This window comes from Caminibacter profundus, assembly GCF_054657155.1.
In genome coordinates, this window is record NZ_BAAHXC010000003.1 from 54,761 (window position 1) to 76,732 (window position 21,972).

Annotated in this window: 13 protein-coding genes; 8 read left to right on the forward strand and 5 right to left on the reverse strand. The window is 28.8% G+C overall.

What is annotated here, in order from left to right:
• Nucleotides 1–24 precede the first annotated feature (24 nt).
• Genes ACYQ1U_RS08200 through ACYQ1U_RS08215 form a run of 4 tightly spaced genes read left to right on the forward strand, consistent with a single transcriptional unit; the run spans nt 25 to nt 4,537 of the window.
• Nucleotides 25–747, forward strand: coding sequence for a zinc ribbon domain-containing protein (locus tag ACYQ1U_RS08200; protein WP_459886633.1), 723 nt, complete (start codon nt 25–27; stop codon nt 745–747).
• A complete protein-coding gene (waaA, locus tag ACYQ1U_RS08205; protein WP_459886635.1) occupies nt 747–1,892 on the forward strand; it encodes a lipid IV(A) 3-deoxy-D-manno-octulosonic acid transferase in 1,146 nt (381 codons plus the stop codon). The genes ACYQ1U_RS08200 and waaA overlap by 1 nt, the downstream gene beginning before the upstream one ends.
• A gap of 12 nt (nt 1,893–1,904) precedes the next feature.
• Entirely contained in the window at nt 1,905–2,186 is a 282-nt protein-coding gene (locus ACYQ1U_RS08210; RefSeq protein WP_459886638.1) for a DUF167 domain-containing protein, read from the forward strand.
• The gene (locus ACYQ1U_RS08215; RefSeq protein WP_459886640.1) at nt 2,183–4,537 is read left to right on the forward strand and encodes a bifunctional diguanylate cyclase/phosphodiesterase; all 2,355 of its coding nucleotides are present in this window, start codon (nt 2,183–2,185) and stop codon (nt 4,535–4,537) included. Before ACYQ1U_RS08210 ends, ACYQ1U_RS08215 begins: the two co-directional genes overlap by 4 nt.
• A 28-nt stretch (nt 4,538–4,565) precedes the next feature.
• On the opposite strand, the gene ACYQ1U_RS08220 is transcribed toward ACYQ1U_RS08215, so the two are convergent.
• From ACYQ1U_RS08220 to ACYQ1U_RS08240, 5 genes are all read right to left on the reverse strand, one after another.
• Nucleotides 4,566–6,353 carry a motility associated factor glycosyltransferase family protein gene (locus ACYQ1U_RS08220; RefSeq protein ID WP_459886643.1) on the reverse strand — a complete coding sequence of 596 codons (1,788 nt, stop codon included), beginning with the start codon at nt 6,351–6,353 and terminating at the stop codon, nt 4,566–4,568.
• 46 nt (nt 6,354–6,399) lie between these two features.
• Nucleotides 6,400–9,033, reverse strand: coding sequence for a flagellar hook-basal body complex protein (locus tag ACYQ1U_RS08225; RefSeq protein ID WP_459886646.1), 2,634 nt, complete (start codon nt 9,031–9,033; stop codon nt 6,400–6,402).
• Between the two features lie 198 nt (nt 9,034–9,231).
• Complete coding sequence (locus tag ACYQ1U_RS08230) at nt 9,232–11,139, reverse strand: flagellar hook-basal body complex protein (protein ID WP_459886649.1); 1,908 nt, start codon at nt 11,137–11,139, stop codon at nt 9,232–9,234.
• Between the two features lie 68 nt (nt 11,140–11,207).
• Nucleotides 11,208–11,879, reverse strand: a complete 672-nt coding sequence (locus ACYQ1U_RS08235) for a flagellar hook capping FlgD N-terminal domain-containing protein (RefSeq protein ID WP_459886652.1) — start codon at nt 11,877–11,879, stop codon at nt 11,208–11,210.
• Nucleotides 11,880–12,103: 224 nt separating this feature from the next.
• Nucleotides 12,104–13,447, reverse strand: coding sequence for a flagellar hook-length control protein FliK (locus ACYQ1U_RS08240; RefSeq protein ID WP_459886655.1), 1,344 nt, complete (start codon nt 13,445–13,447; stop codon nt 12,104–12,106).
• Between the two features lie 96 nt (nt 13,448–13,543).
• Between ACYQ1U_RS08240 and typA the strand changes: the two genes are divergently transcribed.
• The 4 genes from typA (at nt 13,544) to ACYQ1U_RS08260 (ending at nt 21,950) form a co-directional block, all read left to right on the forward strand.
• A complete protein-coding gene (typA, locus tag ACYQ1U_RS08245) occupies nt 13,544–15,355 on the forward strand; it encodes a translational GTPase TypA (protein ID WP_459886658.1) in 1,812 nt (603 codons plus the stop codon).
• Between the two features lie 677 nt (nt 15,356–16,032).
• Complete coding sequence (locus tag ACYQ1U_RS08250; protein WP_459886660.1) at nt 16,033–17,415, forward strand: TolC family protein; 1,383 nt, start codon at nt 16,033–16,035, stop codon at nt 17,413–17,415.
• Nucleotides 17,412–18,455, forward strand: a complete 1,044-nt coding sequence (locus ACYQ1U_RS08255) for an efflux RND transporter periplasmic adaptor subunit (protein ID WP_459886662.1) — start codon at nt 17,412–17,414, stop codon at nt 18,453–18,455. Before ACYQ1U_RS08250 ends, ACYQ1U_RS08255 begins: the two co-directional genes overlap by 4 nt.
• A 3-nt stretch (nt 18,456–18,458) precedes the next feature.
• The gene (locus ACYQ1U_RS08260) at nt 18,459–21,950 is read left to right on the forward strand and encodes an efflux RND transporter permease subunit (RefSeq protein ID WP_459886665.1); all 3,492 of its coding nucleotides are present in this window, start codon (nt 18,459–18,461) and stop codon (nt 21,948–21,950) included.
• Nucleotides 21,951–21,972: the final 22 nt, after the last annotated feature.

Below are 21,972 nucleotides of genomic sequence, written 5' to 3' on the forward strand. Positions count from 1 at the left end.
TAATTTCAATAAAAAAGGCAGAGAATGAATAAATTTTTAAAAGAGTTAATTGAACTTAATAGACTTGAGAGAAAGTTAAAAGAGCTTGAGCCAGTAGAAGCAAATATAAAGGCGCCTTTAATTAAGCTTGAAAATCAAAAGAGTTCTTTTGAAGATAGATTAGAAAAGCTTGAAGATGAGATTAGAAATTTAAAACTTAAAAAAAGTAAAAATGAACTTTTGATTTCTGAATTAAAAGAAAAACTTAAAAATCTTGAGGAAAAACAAACTAAAGTAAAAACTGAGAAAGAATTTAAAGCTTTACAAATAGAAGAGGAATTAGCTCGTGAGCAAATTGAAGCGGCAAATGATGATATCGCAAGACTTGAAAAGATGATAGAACAAAAAGAAGAAGAAAAGCAAAAATTGCTTAAAGAAATAGAAAAAGTTGATGCTGATATTACTATTACAAAACTTGATGTGGATAAAAAACTTGAAACAGTTGATGCTCAAAAAAGAGAGATTTATCAAAAAAGAGATAATTTAATTAAAGAGATGAATCCTCAAATTTATAGATTTTATGAAAAAATTAAAAGATGGGCTGGAATCACAGCAGTTACTCCAATTAAAAAGCAAGCTTGTACAGGATGTAATATGAGAATAAATGATAAAATTTATTCTGAAGTTTTAAAAGGAGAAGAAATAGTTACTTGTCCACACTGTGGAAGAGTTTTATTTATTGAAGATGAGGATAAAGATAAGGAGTAATGTTTTTTCTTTATTATTTTTTAGCATTTTTTCTTTATATTTTTTCTTTGCCTCTATTAATTGTTCTTATTTTCAAAAAAAAATATAAAACTTCACTTCTTGCCCGCTTTTTTTTATATAAAAATCCTATGTTTTCACAAAAAAGATATTGGTTTCATGCTTGTTCTTTAGGAGAGACTAGAGCCTTAAGAGGTATTTTAAAGAAGTTTGAAAAAGTAAACTTTAGTGTAATTACCCAGACTGGGTTTGATGAGGCAAAAAAATATAAAAATGCAGAAGTTAGATTTTTACCATTTGAGATTTTTTTGCCTTTTTGGATTAGACCTTGTAGGACTTTAGTGGTAATGGAGGCTGAGCTTTGGTATATGCTTTTTTATATTGCAAAAAGAAGATGTGAAAAGACAGTTTTGCTTAATGCCAGAATTAGCGATAAAAGTTATCCTAAGTATTTGAAATTTAAGTGGTTTTATAAAAAAATTTTTGAAAATATTGATATTGTTTTAGCTCAAAGTGAAATAGATAAACAAAGACTATTAACTCTTGGTGCGAAACGTGTAGAAGTTGTAGGAAATATTAAAACATATTTTAAGCCTTTAATTACTAAAAAGTATAAAAAAAGTAAACCTTTAATTGTTTTAGCTTCGACTCATAAAAATGAGGAAAAGATGATTTTATCTAAAATTGATTTAAATAAATATCAGGTAGTAGTAGTTCCAAGACATCCGGAAAGATTTGATGAAGTTTATGAAATTATGAATAAGTTTGGAGAAGTGAAAAGGATAAGTTCCAAGTTCCAAGTTCTAAGTTCCAAGTCTGAAGTTGAGAATATTATTGAATTAGAAGGTGATTTGATTTTAATGGATAAGATGGGGGAACTTATAAATTTATATGCTGTGGCTGATGTTGTTATTCTTTGTGGGAGTTTTGTTGATAATGTAGGAGGTCATAATCCAATTGAACCAGCTTTTTTTAATGTACCAATAATTAGTGGAAAATACTACTTTAATCAAAAAGCACTTTACAAGGAAGTTGAAAATATTGAAGTGTGTAATATTGATGATATTCCTGAAAAACTAGAAAAAATTAAAAAGACATCGATAAAAAATAAAGTTGATTTGGATTTGATTTTAGAATATATAAAATAAAAAGGAGTTTTTGTGTTTTATGAAATAAAGGACAATAAAATTCTTATAAATATAAAAGCTCAACCTAATTCATCAAAGAACAAAATTGCTGGACTATATGGAGATTCTTTAAAAATTAATATAAAAGCTCCTGCAGTTGAAGGTGCTGCAAATAAAGAGCTTATAAAGTTTGTCTCGAAATTATTTAAAGTTTCAAAAAGCGATATTACACTAAAAGGAGAGAGTAGTAAACGCAAGCAACTTATTCTACCTTTAAATGATAAGATAAGAGAGTTTATAGAAAGTATAAAATGAAATTTTATGCTTGTGAATTTAGTGAAGAGAATATAAAAAATGTCCAGCATTATGAATATAAAGATTTATTGATAACTATTTTTAGCGGGATTGTAAATAGGCCTTATATTTTGAATGTAATTAAAATATTAAAAAGTTATTTTCCAAAGGCAAAAATAATTGGTACTACAACCGCAGGAGAGATAATTAATTCTAATATAGAAGATGGTAAATGTATTTTAGGTTTTTATTTTTTTGAAAAGAGTGAAGTAAAGACTAAAGTAATTGAGTTTGGAGATAATTTTTTTGAAGTAGGCAAAAATATAGCAAAAGAGCTTTTTTCATCAAAGTCAAAGTTAATGATAACCTTTATGAGTGGAATTAATGTTTTTTATGAAAGAGTAATTGAGGGAATTAAATTTATTAATGATAATGTTCCAGTAATTGGTTCTATTGCAGGAGATAATTTAAAGTTTAGGAAATCTTTCGTATTTGATGAAAAAAGAGTTTATGAAAATGCTATTTTAGGATGTGTTATTGATTCAGATGATTTAATAGTTACCACTTCTTATATTTTTGGTTGGAGAGGGATTGGAAAATCTTTAAGAGTAACAAAAAGTAAAAATAATATTGTGTATGAACTTGAAAATCAAAAAGCACTTGATATTTATAAGTATTATTTTGGCGAATATGTAGATAATTATATAAAAAAAATAGGATTAGAAATTCCTCTTATAAAAAATGAATATGGCGTAAAATTAGCTAGAGCTGTTATAGATGTTCAATCTAATGCTTTAGTATTTGGAGGATGTTTTAAAGAGGGTGATAAAGTTCAATTTGGAATAATAGATAATGAGTTAGTTTTTAATGAAGCAAAATCTACATTTGAGAAGTTTTTGAAAAATAAAGTTGAAGTAATAATTGCTTTTTATTGTGTTGCTAGAAAATATTCAATTTTTAATATTGCAGAGAATGAAATAAAAATATTAAAAAATGTTCCAAATATAGGTTTTTTTGGATATGGAGAGATTTATAATGAGTATTTTTTTCATCATACGGGGTGTTATGTAGGGCTTAGTGAAGGTGGAGATGTTGAGAATAAAAATTTATATCTAAGGCATAAGAAATTTGATGATATTCATGGACTTATTCATTTAATAAACATGGCATTTAAAGAACTTGATAAAAAATTATATTTTGATAAGGTAACAGGTCTTGGAAGTAAGTTTTTGTTTGAGAGAGATTTGTCTCGAAAACCTTTTGGTGGAGTACTTTTTGATATAAGAAAATTTTCTTCAATAAATGATAGATATGGTGAAAAAATTGGAGATGAAATATTGGAATCATTTAGCAAAATCTTGTGTGAAAAAACGCCTAACAAAGCAAAAGTATATAGAATTAGTGGAGATAATTTTTTTATTTTATTTTTTGAGGAAGAAAATTTGGTTCAGTTTGCAAGTTCAATTATAAACTATTTTTATAGATATCCGTTGACAGTAAGAGTAGAAAACGAAGAAATAAAGATTGATATAGATATAGTAGCTGCAGTTGTTGAGAGAGAAAAAGATATAAAAATAAAAGCAGACTTAGCTCTTCATTACGCAAAACATCATAATATTCAATTAATTAAATATTCTAAAAGCTTAGAAATTGAAAAAAATATAGAAAATGAGCTAAAAACTATAAGTTTTGTTAAAGTGGCTTTAAAAGAGAAAAATATTGTACCAGTTTTTCAAAAGATAGAAAAGAAAATACCAACTTATGAGGCATTGGTTAGAATACAGGATAAAGATAGGTTAGTTTCTCCTTTTGAGTTTTTAGATTCAATTAGAGGTACTAGATATTATCATACTTTAACAAAACTTATGATAAATAAGACATTTGAGTATATGAAAGATAAATCATTTAATTTTTCAATAAATTTTTCTTATAAAGATATTAAAAACATATCAACAGTTGATTATTTGTTAAAAAATATAAAAGAGTATAATCTGAATGACAGGCTTATAATTGAGTTAATTGAAACTGATGCTATTTTAGATTTTGATAGTGTAAAAGAGTTTATTGATAAAATGAGAGAGAATGGAGTAAAAATTGCTATTGATGATTTTGGGAGTGGATATAGTAATTTTGTTTATCTTAGTGAACTTAGACCAGATATTATAAAAATTGATGGGTCTTTAATTAAAGATTTAGATGTAAATGAAAATTTAATAAATATAGTATTAGCAATTGTAAACTTTGCAAAATCTCTTGGGATAGAGACAGTAGCAGAATATGTAAAAAATAAAAAAGTTTATGATATTTGTAAAAGCTTAGGAATAGATGGATTTCAAGGTTTTTATATTCATAAGCCTTCAAAAGATATTTAAAATTAATTTTAAAAAATAGCGAAAGCTATTATAAAAATTTATTGAAAATTTTTTCAAAGTCTTTATGAAAATTGAATAATTCTTTTTGAATAATTTGTGTTAGGCTTGGTATATCAGATATATTAATCTTATGCGAAATAATATATAAATTATTTAAAATATGAGATAAAGAACCTCTTAAAATAGTGTATTCTTGAGGGTATTTACTCTCTAGAGTATCTATTGCATTATCTATAAAGTCTATAAGTCCTGTTAATTCTTTATAGTTTGAAACTTTTTTATTTAAAATAGATTTTATTGGTTTTAATATTTTTAGTAAGTTAAGTTTTTGCTGAGTTACTTTTGAATTACTAAAGTAATTTCTTATTTCGTGAATATATTTTTGTTTATCAATTTTTGGAAGAATTTTATTTTTTAACGGAATACTTCCTTCTATGAAAGCACCATCGCTTAGATTGTATACCTTTAGATTAAAGTTTTTAATCATTTTTTCTAGATTTTGTTTTGATGTTAAAAGCAAAGAGTCGGTATAAATATCGTCACTAAAATTTCCTTTAATTTTTATACCATTTGTTGCAATATCATCTTCTTTATCATAAAAGCTATTTTTTGAATGTTTTTTATCTCCAAGTCTAAATCCCAAATCCATTCCGCATAAATAAATTTCATTTGAAATTAAGCTTCCAAATGCAAATCCTGCATTACCTACAATTGGAGATGAGCCTTTTAGTACAAACTTATTTGACAAACAAAAAGCTTCTCTTAAGTACATTAAAGGCTTTTTAGCCATTTTAAAAACAGCTGGGTGTACTACATTTGCTCCAATAAAATATCCATTGAAATTTGGCAATATGTCTTTTAGAGCTTCTACTAGTACATCTATTCTTTCTTGTTCGATATGAAAATCACTTTCAATACCAGCATTTATTAATGGTTTTAGTGCAGTTCCAACTGAAACTATAATCATTGAATCTTTATTTTTTTTGATAAAGTCAATGTTTTTTTCTAAGCTTTTACCATTTGCTACTATACATACTGGAATATTTAATTTTTTTTGTTTTGTTAGGATAGGATATTTGTTTATATTTTGTAAGTGATTTTTAATACCTTTAATCTCATCTTCATATGTTCCCCAGCCCCTTAATTTTGTAACTCTTATTTCTTCAAATTTTGATTTAGCATCTTCAATAAATGGATGATTATAGGTTGTAAGAGTTAGTGTTAAGAAACTTGATGTTACTTTTCTCTCAAAAAAGAATTTTTCTATTGCAAAGTAATCTACCTTTCCATTTACCCATAAAAAGAACCTATCTTTTAGTTTATTGTAAATTTTTTCATAATCTACAAAATATAAACTTATTGCAAAAAACTCTGGATTTGGTTCATAAACAAATAGAGATTGAAACTCAAAATTATCTACTAGTTTTTCAAGATGTTTTCCTGATATTAGTCCAAAAATAGCAGTTGTGGGTAAAAAGTCGTTATCAAAATAAAAACCATTTGTATAACTATTTAAAGATTTTGCTTTTTTTTGTATTTTATTAATAATTTTTCCTGTTAAAAGAAATTTTTTTTCCCATTTTATTGGTGTGATATAAAAAAACTTTTTTTCCCATAATGGATTGTGGGTAGGATAAAAAGCAAAGGAGTTTGAATCTTCTTCGATTGAATTTGGATATAGTTTGTTTCCATTTCTGTCATAAATATTATCATTTTTAATTAAATAATTTCTAGTTTTTATATTTTTAATAAGTTCATAATAATGAGGTAAATTTTCATAAAAATATTTTATATTCTTTTCAAACAGTTTTTGCATATTCTTCTCCGCTAAAAATCAAAAAAGATTTTTAGCGTATTATAAATTATTGTTTTAGTTGAAGCAAGGTATTTAGCATTTGGTCTGATGTTGTAATTGTTTTTGAGTTTGCTTGGAAACCTCTTTGGATTACTATAAGTTCTGTTAAGCTTCTACTAAGATCAACATTACTCATTTCAAGTGAGCTAGGTTGAATAGTCCCTCTACCGCCAGTTCCAGCTGTTCCTATGATTGGTTCACCTGAGTTTGGAGAAGCTGCATAAAGTGTACCACCTTCACTCATAAGACCTTCATTGTTTACAAATTTAGCAAGTGCTACTTGAGCTAGAGAATAACTTCTTCCATTTGTAAATACCCCAATAATTGTACCAGTTTGATCTACTACTAGTTGTTCTAGATCTCCTCCAGGGTATCCATCTTGAGTTTGTCCACTTGTAGTACTTGGTGCTTCAAAAGAAGTTATCCCATCAAATCCACCCATAGAACCAAAATCTAACTGAATTGCTTGACCTGTATTTGCTCCATTATTTGGATTAAATATAATGCTTGGAGGATTATATGAATTTATACTTCCATCGCTATTGAATTTTACATATCCTGATGCTGGCTGGTCTAGTGTTGCTGGTTTTGGTACTTCTGCATACCAGTTCCAAACTGTTGGATCACTAGGACCAGAAGAAGTATGAGATTTTCTAAAATGTAGTGTAAGTGTATGTTTAGCTCCAAGAGAATCAAAAACATCTATACTAGTTACGTGTACTGCAGCATTAATTTCTTGTGTTGTTGCAACACCTCCTGCTGCAATAGTCCCATTAATAGGAGAAAAAGCATCAGTAAATAGTTTATTATCTTGTCCATTTGGATATCCGTTTACTGAAATATTAAATGATGAGTCAGATGTATTAGTAATTGTAAGTTTTCCATCACTATTTATAGTTACAGTTCCTTTTGAATTATTAATTGCTCTTTCATTATTCAATGGGTCGTTACTATCATCAATAGCTAATTGCCATAAATATACTAAATCTTCAATATCGTGAAAATAATATGTATCAGCTTTTTTTAATACTTTACTCTCAGTACCGCTATCGTCTAAACCATCTAAAATTTGTTTCATATAATCAAGAGGTGTTCCAGCATTAGGAAGAGTAGAGTTTGTATCTATGACTGCATCTGCATTTTTTATAAAAGCACCATTTTGGTCGTTTTCTACAATTTTTCCATCTTTAAAAGACACAGTAATTGTAATTGAATCATTTGTCAATTTATTATTCAGAATACATATTAAATCATCAATTGTATGGAAATCTTTTCCATATTTGAAATAATAAGTATGAGTATCATTATTTTGGTCTACTACAACAAATTTTGCTACTTCTCCAGTTATTTGACCATTTGAATCTCTGCGTATACTAAAAGCTGCTTTGTCTCCTGTTTCATTATAAGTCCAATGTAGCCCTTGTTTTGAATCAGCTACTACTTTTTCTCCTAGATAATTTCCACCAGTAATACTACAACCCTCTTCTCCATTTATTGGATTAGGAGTGTACAAAAATTTTCTAGTTTCATATAATCCATCTATGTTAACACTAATACCTTGCCCGTCTGTTAAATTAAAAGCATCTCCATTTGCATTAAAAAGCTCTCCTACATCATCGGCTCCTATAAAGCTATTTTGAATAGCTTTTATGTTACCTGTAGTTTTAGAAGTGCCGTTTATTGAAGCTAAAATATTTTTGAGATTTGAATCAGCATTAGATGTTGTATCAAATGTTACTCTAGTAACTCCTGGATCCACTATTTGACCATATCCATTTAGATATATCTTATACTCAGTTGAGTTTAGTGTTGTAGTTTTGTCTAAATAATTTCCATTTGTATCATGGGTTATAGCATAGTTTAATTCATCTATTAAATCTTTAATGGTAGTAAATTTGTTATCGTGGTCTGAAGTGCTAGTTCCATATGTAAGTTTTACACTTATTGTATCTCCTGCTAAATTTACTACTTTAAATTGTAATACATCTTTATCTGGTTGCAATGCAATCCTATTTCCTCCAGCATCAAATAATCCATTCATATCAGCAGTTTGCTCAACAGTTCCTCTTGTGCCTGATTTTTCTATAATATGATCCCCACTATTTAAATTAGCTTTTATTTGAATTTTACTAGTTTCTTTTGCTGGAGTAGTCAGACCTGGAGGAATAGAAATTGGTTGAAGGCCTTTTGCTGTATCTATGTTATGAGTTTCAGGATCTGCAATCCAACCTTGTACTATAAATCCATTTGGATCTACAAAATTACCATTTGCATCAAAAGTAAAATCACCAGCTCTTGTATATCTATATGTTTTTCCTCCATCACCACTTACAACAAAAAATCCATCACCATTAATCGCCATATCTGTATTTTTATCAGTGTTTTGAATACTTCCTTGTTTAAACATAGTTTCAACTGCACTAACACTTGTTCCAAGTCCTATTTGAAGCGAATTTTTACCTCCAAGAGTACCTTGTGGAGCAGTTGCACTTTTTACTGTTTGAGATAATAGATTTTGAAAATTTGTTCTACTATATTTAAACCCTACAGTATTTACATTTGCGATGTTATTAGCTTCTACATCCATTGCTACTTGATGAGCATTTAAACCACTAACACCGCTCCAAAGACTTCTCATCATAATTAAGTCCTTTTAGTTTTTTTAGTTATAAGCAAATATTGTTCCATTAAAGGAAGATGTTTTTAGAGGCATTAGAGGTTTTAGAGATTTTTAAAGGTATTAGAGGTTTTAGGAGTATTAGAAAATGACTTCTACCAACCTCTACTACTTCTACTACCTCTACTACTTCTACTACCTCTACTACTTCTACTACCTCTACTAGCGTTTCAGATTTATTGCTTTTTGAATCATTTCATCGCTTGTTGTAACTGTTTTAGCACTTGCTTGAAATGCTTTTTGAGTAACAATGAGTTCTGTCATTGCTTCACTAAAGTTTACATTCGAGCTTTCAAGCATAGAAGACTTTATTTTTGATGGAATATAATTTCCATTTTCATCTGTATAAAGAATTGCTTTTGACGAATTAGGAGTTTCCATAAACATTGAATCGCCAATACTTTCAAGTCCTTGGTCATTTTGAAAGTGAAAAACCGGAATTTGACCTAATATAATATCTTCAGCATTTGAAAAAATTCCTATAATTTTCCCATCATCTGTAATTTGATAATTATTTAGGAAACCTTCTTCTACCCCATCTTGAGTAAATGTATAATTGATTGCGTTATCAGTTTTTGAAAAATAAGTAAGTTTAAAATTGAATTTTATATTATTTAAATTTATTTCAGTTGGGTTAATTAACTTACCAAATGAATCAAATGTAAATTCTTGCGTATTAGTAATATTGCCACTTGGTGTGTTTATAGTAATTCTCCCTTGCCAAATAATAGTTTGATTATCTAGTACTTTTTGTTTTGTAAAATTAATTGATACAGGATTTTTATTCCCATTATTGTCTATTATATATCCTCCAAAGTCTTGAGAGTTTGCTAAAAATTCAAAGCTTTTACTAGCTGTGTTTGGATATATTTCGTTTCCTAGTCTTCCAAGGTTTTCTAAAAAATATTCATTTGAATTGTTTGCTGCTTCAATGTAAGAATTTAGTACTTTTTTAGAATTATTTTGTATAACTATTCTTCCATCATTATCTAGATATACATTTGTTATATCAGGGTAAACAATTGATGATAAGTTTTGAAGAATTGATGTAAAATCTTTCATATTTGCAAATTCAAATTCATTTTGTGGAGTGTCTGAATATGATAAAACAGCTGCAGCTGTGTTTGTTAGATAGTTATCGTTTGAAACTAAAATAAACTTATCTTGAGTATAAATTGTCAGATTTCCATTTGAAGCTATTGCATTAAAGCCATTTGCTTGCAATGCATTTGCAATAGAGTTTGCAATATCTTCTTTTGTGCTTCCATCAGGTATAGTTAATTTTATTTCTTTATCATTTAATGTAAAGTCTATATTAATATCATTTCCATCTTTTTCATCGTCATTGAAACAGTAAGTAGCGTTTAATGTTCCGTTATTGTAATTTACTTTTTCACCAAATCCAAATAATAAATTATCTCCATTTCTTATTTTTAAATCTTTTCCATCTTTATTATACATGGCACTAAAATCAATGTTTTCTGTAACAGGTTTTGTAGAGAATATTATTTCATCATCATTAAGATTTGTCTGAAGAGTTACATTTTGTGTGGCAACTGCTGGAAGTATAACATTATCAGGTAAAGAAATAGGTGATAAATTATCCGTTGGTAATAAATTGTCTGTAGCAATATTTTTATCAATAATGTATCCATTATTAGTTTTTATTAAATTATTTGCATTTGCTACTAAAAGATAAGCTCCACTATCGTTTGTTAAATAGCCTTGGGCATCTCTTGTAAAACTCCCATTTCTTGTATAAAAAGTACTATTGCCATATTTTACAGCTAGCCATCCTTTATCTGTTATAGCTAAATCAAATGGATTGTCAGTGTTTATTAAACTCCCAATTGACATATCTTTTGCACTTGAACTTAAATAACTGCCTAGTCCTATGTCAGATGTTGGAGAAGAGTTTGTATTAAGAGTAGATGCAAAAAGAGTTGAAAATTCTGGTAGTGACTCTTTATATCCAGGTGTATTTACATTAGCTATATTATCTCCCCATATATCAATTCCACTTTGAAAGCTCATAAGTCCAGATACACCATTATAAAAAGAAGTTGTCATTTTACCACCTTTGATTTTTCACTTTCTATTTGAACTTGGAACTAGGAACCTGGAACTTGGCTACTCCATCATCCCTGCCACTCATATATTTCTTGAATTTCGCTAAATGGTAAATAGTTGCTTCCAAGCTTTGCATAAGGTACTCCATTTTCAAATCTTATTGATTCAATAGGATAAGCACCAAGAGCAGTAGAATGAGAACTTCCATCTGGTGAAGTATACTCAGCTACTACTTCATAACTATCACTAGCAACTCTATTTCCATTATTATCTGTTAAATCCCAATCAAAACTTAGTACTCCTTTGTCGTGAGCTTCAAGAGGAAATTCTTTTACAACGTTTCCATTTTTATCTTTTATTATTACATTTCCACTTGTAATATTGTCTCCAAAATATAAATCAAAACTAACACTATTATCTTCATCTGTAACATTTACATATCTATATCCAGTATCACCTATTTTTCCAATTGCACTTATTGCTCCAAGTTCACTATTTGTATTTAAAGTTTTTGCTAAATTGTCAAGTGTAGTTTGCATATTTTGATTCATTTCCATTGTTGAAAGATATGCTGTTTGTTCAAGCATCTTATCAGTATCCATAGGGCTTGTTGGATCTTGCATTTGAAGCTCTGTTAAAAAGAGTTTCATAAAAGCATCTTTATCAAGTTCTGAGTTTGGATTATATGCGTAATCGCTTGAAGAAGTAGTAACATTATTGTTTACAGTGCTTATAGCCATTTTTTAGCCTTTTTTTATCATAAGCAAAAATTGTTCCATAAAAAATTTTTACTCGCCACTTTATTAAGAAGATGTAGATGTTGTAGAAGTTGTATAGGTATTATTAATATTACTAACCTATATAACCTCTACTAACCCTTACTAACCTCTATTAACCTTGGTATCATTTCTTCTACTAGAAACTAGGTTACTTGGTAACTTGGCTACTTTTTTATCGATTGGTATTATGCATAAGTATAAGGTATTTCTATAGTAAATCCTTCATCTTCGTCTTTTGTAAATTTATTTTGATTTTGTTTATATTGCTGTTTTTGTTGTTGATGATCGTTAGAATTAAAACTCATATTAACTTCATTGTATCCCATATTTACTAATATATTTTTGAGTTCGTTTTGGTTAGTATTAAAAAAACTTATAGTTGAAGTTTGATTAGAGTTTATTTGAATTTGAAGATTTTCTCCTCTATGAATCAAAGTAACTTCGACTTTTCCTAGTTCTTTTGGGTTAAGTTCTATTGAAAGTTTGTGTATAGGAGGCTTGTATTCTTTTATTGCTTCTTGTAAATTTGAGGCGAAATGTTTTAAAGTTTGTTTAGCTGATATTATATTATGTTTTATTTCTTTTGTTATTTGAGGTATATTTATGCTGATTTCAGGAGTTTTTGTATCTTTACTGTGTAAATCTAATTTTTCTTTAGAATTAGTTTCTAGAGTTAGATTTTCTTTTGTTTTTAGTTCTGTTTGAAAAATATTTTCTTTTTGAATAATATTTTGAATATTAATATTTTTTGTTTTATTAGGAGTATTATTAGATAGGTCTTTTTTTGGATGTTTTACTAATTTATTTATAATTGAAGGATTTTCTAATTTAAGTTGTTTAACATCAGTTTTTTTAGTTATTATTGTATTTGTAATTGTTATTTTAGGTTTAGGTAAATTATCTAAAGAGTTTTCTTCTTTTAGAACTTCATTAATTTTTGATACTACTTTTTGTGAATAAATAATTTTTTTTATATTTAGTTTTTTCTCATTTGCAAAGTTTATTAGTTCATTTAAAGTTTTTATTTTTTTAAATTTTTTATAATCATCTTGAGAGAGTGTTATTTTTTTTGTTTTTATTTTATATTCTATTTCTTCTTTTATAATGTTTAAAACTTTGCTGTTATCTTGGAAAAAGATTTGTGAAATATTGTTTGCAATTTTCTGAGTAAAATCTTTAGTTTCTTTTTCATCTGAATTTTTTTTATTTTTTGGAGTTAATTCTTTTGTATCTTCTATTAAATTTTTAGTTTCTTCTTTAATATTTTTTAAAGTTTTAATATTTTGTATAGTATTTTTTAAGTCAATACTCGTTTTTTTTTGAAATAGTTTGTTTAATACTTCTAAAAACTTTTTTTGTTTATCTTTTGGTAAGTTTTCTATAACTTTTAAAATATCTTTTTTATCAATATTTAATGTTTTTAAGACTTCTGGATTTTCTTGAAGTAGAGTTAAAATAAAATTTTCTTGTACTTTTGATGTTTTTAGTGTATTATTTAGGTTATTCTCAAATAATAGCTCTTTAATCATAAAAGGCCTTTTTAGATTTTAAGCAATTTTTATTCCATTTTTTATTTATTTTAAATTGGTATTATTTAGATATAATTGCGAAAAAAAAGGTAATTTATGAAAAATATTAGAAATATAGCAGTTATAGCTCACGTTGACCATGGTAAAACTACCTTAGTTGACGAGCTTCTAAAACAATCCGGTACACTTGATGAGAGAAAAGAAATTGGTGAGAGGGTAATGGATAGTAATGACCTTGAGAGAGAAAGAGGAATTACAATTTTAAGTAAAAATACAGCTATTAAATGGGGAGATTATAGAATTAATATTATTGATACTCCAGGACATAGCGACTTTGGTGGAGAAGTTGAGAGAGTTTTAAAAATGGTAGATGGTGTATTACTTTTAGTAGATGCACAAGAGGGGGTAATGCCTCAAACTAAGTTTGTTGTAAAAAAGGCATTATCACTTGGACTAAAACCAATTTTAGTAGTAAATAAGATAGACAAACCTGCAGCTGAGCCTGATAGAGTTGTAGATGAGGTATTTGACTTATTTGTTAGTATGGGAGCAAATGAAGACCAACTTGATTTTCCTATAATTTATGCAGCAGCAAAAAATGGACTTGCAAAATGGGAACTTGAAGATGATAATGCTGATATGACTCCTATTTTTGAAGCAATTACAAAATATATTCCAGCCCCAGCAGGAGAAGAAAGTAAGCCTCTTCAAATGCAAGTATTTACGCTTGATTATGATAATTATGTAGGAAGAATTGGAATTGCTAGGATTTTTAATGGTCGTGTTAAAAAAGGTGAAAATGTTACATTAGTTAAAGCTAATGGTGAAAAAATAAATGGAAGAGTAACTAAACTTCTAGGGTTTTTGGGGCTTGAGAGAATTGAAATAGAAGAAGCAAAGGCTGGTGATATTGTGGCAATTGCTGGATTTGATGCGCTTGATGTTGGGGATACTATTGCTGATAAAGACAATCCAGTAGGTCTTGATCCGCTTCATATAGAAGAGCCAACTATTAGCGTTATTATGAGTGTAAATGATTCACCTCTTGCAGGGACTGAAGGTAAAAACGTAACGGCTCCTAAACTTAGAGATAGACTATTTAAAGAGATGGAAACAAATATCGCTATGAAAATAGAAGAACTAGGAGAGGGGAAATTTAAAGTAAGTGGAAGAGGTGAACTTCAAATAGCAATTCTTGCTGAGAATTTAAGAAGAGAAGATTTTGAGTTTTCTTTATCAAGGCCTGAAGTTATTATTAAAGAAGAAAATGGCGTTAAATTAGAACCATATGAATATGTAGTAGTGGATGTGCCAGATGAGTATAGCGGTGCTGTAATTGAAAAGCTTGGAACTCGTGGCGGAGTTATGAAAAATATGATGCCTTTATCTGATGGTACTACAAGGATAGAATTTGAAATGCCAGCGCGAGGGCTTATTGGGTATAGAGGTGAATTTATGACTGATACTAAGGGAGAAGGGGTATTAAATAGTAGTTTCCTTGAATTTCGTCCAGCAACTACTAAACCTTATAAAAGAAAAAATGGTGCGCTTATTTCTATGGAAAATGGTACAGCCACAGGGTATGCTATTTTTAATCTTCAAGAGAGAGGTAAAATGTTTATAAAACCGGGTGATAAAGTTTATAACGGTATGATAGTAGGAGAACATTCTAGAAGCAATGACTTAGAAGTTAATCCAATTAGAGGTAAAAACTTAACAAATGTGAGAGCTGCTGGGAGCGATGAAGCTATTAAGCTTGTTCCACCAGTTGAAATGACGCTAGAACGTGCACTTGAATGGATAGAAGATGATGAACTTGTAGAAGTTACTCCAAATTCTATTCGTGTTAGAAAAAAATATCTAGACCCAACTGAGAGAAAAAGGATGAGCAGAAACAAAAATAGATAGTTTCTGCTTTTTATCTAATTATGTATGTTTGCCATAATTTTTTTGGGCAAGAAAGAAAACTTCAGCTACTTCACAAAATCTAAAAAGAGCAAATTGCTTGAGTATTAAGCGTATTTTTAATTATATACTGATTACGCAGTAAAAATTTTTAATAGGATAAAACCTAAATTCGTTCAACAAAACTAAGAATTTTTTAACGCTTTATAAAGACTAAAAAGCATTAACTCGCTTTCGCTCAAACAGAATGCTTTTTTTAACGTCTTTATTATGCTAAAATTCCTAATTGTTTCACTCATTTAGGTTTATCCTTTATAAATAATGCCTTCGTTTTGAAAGTGCGTAACATCAGTTATATGTTATACCAATTGACAATGGAAAATGGACAATGGAAAATGATGAAAAGTATTGAAATTAAGGAAATTTTAAACATTTATAAAGTAACTAACTAATTAAGAATTGGTATTATATATTGTATATATTGTTATATTAATATTAAAATACCAGTATAAGTAAATGTAGTAAAAAAGAGTCAAAGATCTATTGATTATTATTTTTAATAATGATATTGTTGGATATATCAATAAGAGAAATTTCGTCTTTTTTGTTATAAGTTTTTCTTATATCTTGCTTATAATAATTACTTATTTGATAAAATTATTTTTAAAAAAAGGGGCGGTATGAAAAAGATTTTGTTAATTTCAGCCGCTTTGTCGAGTATTGTTTTTTCAAAAACTATTGATTTTAATACAGCTTTGAGAGAAGCTTTACAAAATAATTTAGAATTAAAAGCAAAAAAATTAAATATCGACAAAGCAAAAGCACAACTTAAAGAAGCAAAAGGGTTTGACTGGGGTAAGCTTATTTTTTCTGAAGAAATAAGTAGGACAAATAACGCTTTATATGTATTTGGAATGAAGCTTGAAAGTAGAGAAGCTAGTTTTAGGGATTTTGGATTTAGTGATTTTTTAGCTAATATGAGTGGATTGCCAGGTAATGCAAATCAATTGTTAAATATACAGCCCGATGATTTGAATAATCCTGGAAGTAGAACAAACTTTAAAACAAAATTTGTATATGAAGTACCAATTTTTACAGGATTTAAATTAAAGTATGCAAAAGAAATGGCAAAATTACAAATTCTTGCTAATAAGTATAAATTTTCTGAGGATAGAAACGCTCTTGGTATAGAAGTGTTAAAAGCTTATAATGGAGCAGTAGCTGCAAAATATTTTATAAATGCTTTAAAAAAAGCAAAAGAGACTACAACTGCTTTTGTGAAAATGGTGGATGCTTTTTATAAAGAGGGTATGGCTACTCAGACAGACCTTTTAGAAGTTAAAAAAAGAGACCAAGAAGTAAACTCTATGCTAATTGAAGCTGAAAATAAATATGAATTAGCTTTAAGTTATCTTAGATTTTTAACAGATGATAATCAAATTACTGGAGTAGGTAATTTTAAAACATTAATTCCATCTAATATTTCTTTGAATGAACTTAAAAAAATTGCTCTTGCTAATAGAGGTGATTTAAAATGGATGCAAAAGAACAAAGAGACTATGCAAGCAAAAGTAAAATTTGAAGAGTCAGCTAAATATCCAATGGTTGGAGCTCATTTTGAATATGGATGGAGTGATAATACTTTGACACTTAGTAGCAAAAAAGATTATTATTTAGTAGCTGCAGGGATGAATTGGAATTTATTTGATAAAAGTATAGATGGGAAAATTCAAAGAAGCAAAATTGAAGTAATGCAGACAGGATATTACTATAGATATATGAAAAAAGGTATTTTACTTGAAATAGAGCAAAAATATCTTAATTACAAAGCAAAAAGAGCAATTGTAAAAGAAAAATTAACAAATAAAGAATTGGCTGAAGAAATTTTAAAGAAATATACATTTATGTATAAACAAGGAATGATCTCTATGCCAATTTTACTTATGAAAGAAGCGGAGGCTAGAAAAGCTAGAGCCGAACTTATAAAAGCAAAATTTGATGAAGCAATGGCAGCAGCTGAGCTAAAAAAAGCACTTGGAGACTTAGTAAAGGAGAGTAAATGAAAAAAATAATAGCGCTTGGACTTAGTATTGTCTCACTGTTTGCATTTGAGGTAGCAAAAGTGAAAAAAGAGGTTATTGATATAAAAAAATCTTATGTAGCAGAAATCTATTCATCAAAACAAATAATGGTAGCTACAAGACTTATGGGATATGTAAAATCTATTCCAGTAGAAGAGGGAGATGTTGTTAAAAAGGGAGATTTACTTTTTGAAGTAGACCCAGCAGATGTTTATTCAATGTTAAACCAGGCAAAAGGAGCACTGCTTCAAGCAAAAAGTGGTCTTTTAATGGCTGAAATGGCTTATGCTGATGCTAAAAAAGATTATATTAGGTTCAAAAATCTTTATGAAAATGGAGCAGTAAGTAAAAGAGATTTTGAAAAAATAAAACTTATGATGGATATTAGAAAAAAACAAGTTGATATGGCAAAAGGAATGTTAAAACAAGCTCAGGCAGGACTTGAGAGAGCTAGAGCTCAGCTTAAATATGCAAAAGTCACTTCTCCTATTGATGGTGTTGTAACAAACAAAATGAAAAAAGTAGCTGAAATGGCACTTCCAGGATATCCTGTAATAGTTTTGAGTGATATTAATTCTATAAAAGCTAAAAGTACAGTTAAAGAAAGCGATATTGAAAAATTTAAACTTGGTCAAGAAGTAACTATTTATGTACCATCTCTTAAAAAAGAATATAAAGCAAAAGTATCAACTATAATTCCAGCTGGAGATAATTTTACTCATTCATTTGTAGTAAAGTATACACTAAAAGAAAATAAAGGACTTCTTCCTGGTATGTATGCAAAAGCAGTAGTTAGTGTTGGAAAAGAAGAAGTTATTTTAGTTCCTTTTGCTGCTTTAACTACAAGAGCTGGAATTGTTGGAGTATTTACCGTTGATGATAAAAACATAGTTCATTTTGTACCTGTGAAACAGGTAGCTCAACTAAGAGATAATATTGCGGTAAAAGGTCTTAGAGACGATGCAAAAGTTATTCTTTATCCTCCTGCAAACTTAGCTGATGGACAAAGAGTAGAGGAGTAGTGAATGAGACTAGAAAATCTTAAAAAGCTTTTAGCTACAAAAAAAGCGGAGCTTGAATCAAAAAAAGCTTCTGCTTGTGATATTAATGAAATAAAAAAAGTTGAAGAAGAGATTGCTGCACTAGAAAAAGAGTTAAGTAAAATTGAAAAAGAGATTTCTGATAAAGTTGAAGAACTTGATAGAGTAGAAGAAGAATTAAAACTCAATATTGCAGGAAAGCTCGCTAGAATATTTTTAAAAAATCCATTAACTCCAGTTTTAGCTATTGTATTTTTCCTTATGGGTATTATTGCAGTATTTTTTACACCTCGTGAAGAAAACCCTCAAATTGATGTTCCAGCAGCAAATATAATGGTAGTATATCCAGGAGCTAGTAGTAAAGAGGTTCAAAATATTATTGTAGATCCGCTTGAGAGAACTCTTAAAGCTATGACCGGTGTAAAACATGTATACGGTATGGCAATGAATAGTGTAGGTATTGTAACAGTTAGATTTAAGATAGGAGAAGATAAAGTTAGAAGTATTTCAAAACTTTATGATCGTGTAATGCAAAATTTTGATAAAATGCCAAAAGGTGTAATGCCTCCTCTTTTTAAACCTATCGATATAGATGAAGTACCTATTGTAACACTTGCAATTTCAAGTAAAAAATATGATGATGCTGAGCTTTACAAAATTGCTAAGAGATTATTAAGTCCTCTTGCAGAAGTAGAAAATGTTAGTATTGTAGGAATCAAAGGAGGACATAAAAGACAATTTAATATAATAATTGATCCTCAAAAACTTGCAGCTTATCATATTTCACTCGGTCAAATCGCAATGGCGCTTAAAGGTGCTAATGTTAATTATCCATTAGGTGGGACGGAAAACAATAAGTACTCAATTCCTGTAGAGTTTGATGGATTTATAAAGACAATCAAAGATGTTGAAAATCTAGTAATAGCAAATTATATGGGAAGACCTATTTATATTAAAGATATTGCAAGAGTAGAAGATGGAGTTGATTTTCAAAACAAACATAAAACTTACTTTGAAGCAGCAAAAGCCTTTTATGAAGATTCTTTAATAAGTGAAAAAGAAGTAAAAAAATTTCCGGTAGGTGAGAGATTAAATCAAGTTACAATATTTATTGGTAAAAAAAGAGGTTCTAATGCAGTGTTTGTGGCAAATGATGTATTAAAAAAAGTAGAAGAGCTTAAAAAAGATTTACCAAAAGATGTTAATATATATGTAACTAGAAATGATGGTCAAAAAGCAAACCATGCTGTTAATACTTTGATTGAACACTTATTAATTTCTCTTGTAATTATTATAATTTTACTTATTGTTATGCTTGGTTGGAGAGAAGCATTAATAGTTGCATTTACGGTTCCATTAATTCTTTCAATTACATTATTTATTGGAATGATTGCAGGACAGACTATTAATAGAATTACACTGTTTGCACTTATTTTATCACTTGGGCTTCTTGTTGATAGTGCGATTATTGTTATTGAGAATATACATAGACATTTTGAGATTGGGGATAAGCCTCGTGAATATGCAGCAATTTATGCTACAAATGAAATAGGTAATCCTACAAATATAGCAACGCTTGCTATTATTTTGGCGTTTGTACCTATGTTTTTTGTTACTGGTATGATGGGACCTTATATGGGACCAATTCCGTTTAATGTTCCAGTGGCAATGATTGCATCACTTGTAGTAGCTTATATTTTTACTCCATGGGCGGCAGTTAAATTTTTACCTGAACATAAAAAAGAAAATCACGAAACATTTGATATTAAAAAAACAAAAACTTACAAAATTTTCTATAACATTTTAAACCCTCTATTAAATTCAACTTTTAAAAGAACAGTATTTTTTAGTGTACTAATATTGGCGTTAATTGGTTCAATGGCACTTCCTGTATTTAAAATAGTTCTATTTAAAATGCTTCCAAGTGCTAATAAAAATACTTTTAATATAACAATTGACCTTCCAAAAGGAAGTAGTATTGATGCTACTACTGAAGTTAGTAACTGTATTGCGAATATTTTAAGAAAAGAACCAGAAATAAAAGATTTTGAGCAATTTATTGGTATTAGTGGAGTAGTTGATTTTAATGGGCTACTTAGAGGTACTTCTATGAAGCAGGGTGAAAATTATGGTGAAATTAGAGTAAATCTTTTCCCTAAAGAAGAAGGAAGAAAAGAGTCTTCAATTGATATGGTAAGCAGACTTAGACCTGTTATTCAGAGTGAATGTAGTTTAAATAATGCAAATATTAAACTTGTAGAAGATCCTCCAGGACCACCTGTAATTGCAACACTTCTTATGCAAGTATTTGGTGGAAATGAAGAGGGGAGATTAAAGCTTGCAAACTATATTGAAGAAGTTTATAAGAAAACTCCAAAAGTTGTTGATATTGATATTATGAGAGATAGACAAATTATTAAGTATAAAATTGTTCCTGATAAAGAAAAAGCAGCACTTTTAGGAGTTAGTGTAGACCAAATTGCAAAAGTACTTGGTATGGGAATAAGAGGAGCGGTTGTAAGTGTTGCTCATATTCCAAGTGAAAAAGACCAAGTTGGTATTTTTGTAAGATTTGAAAAAAGTGCAAGGGATACTATTGAAGCTTTAGATAATATTAAACTAATGTCTATGACAACTCATAAGTTAGTACCTCTTAAAGAATTAGTAAAAGTTGAGGCAGTGCCGTTTGACGGAATGATTACAAGTAAAGATCTAGAGCCTATGGTAATGGTAACAGGCGAAATGGATAAAAGAGGAAGCCTTTATGCACTACTTGATGTGTTTAACTATTTAAGAGAAAATGGGATTCCGGGGTATAAAATTATTTATGATGGAAATCCTAGACTTAATTTAAAGGCTATTGATGAAAAAACCGGTGAAGAGTATAATTTAGTGTGGGGAGGTGAGTGGGAGCTTACTTTTGATGTATTTAGAGATCTTGGTAGTGCTTTTGGTGTAGCGGTGATACTCATTTATCTATTAATGGTTGCATATTATAAAAACTTTAGAGTTCCTAGAATTGTGCTTGCGGCAGTTCCTTTAACATTTATTGGGGTATTACCAGGTCATGCATTAATGAATTGGATAACATTAACATTTATGCATTCAAAAACATACTTTACTGCAACAAGTATGATAGGATTTATTGCGCTTGCTGGTATTGTTGTTAGAAACTCATTACTTTTAATTGATTTCACAAATGAGTTAATTAAACAAGGAAGAAGCATTAATGAAGCAGTAATAGAAGCTGCAGCTACAAGATTTAGACCGATTATTTTAACAGCTTTAGCAATTATTTTAGCGTCATTAGTTATCGTATTAGACCCTGTATGGCAAGGACTGGCAGTTGCATTGATTTTTGGAGTGTTAGCTTCAACGTTACTTTCTGTTATAGTTGTACCTATATTATATTGGAGATATTTGATTTCTAAACATAAAAAAGGAGAGCATATTAAATATGGATTAGAGGAGGTTTGATTCTCTTTTTTTATTTTTTTAT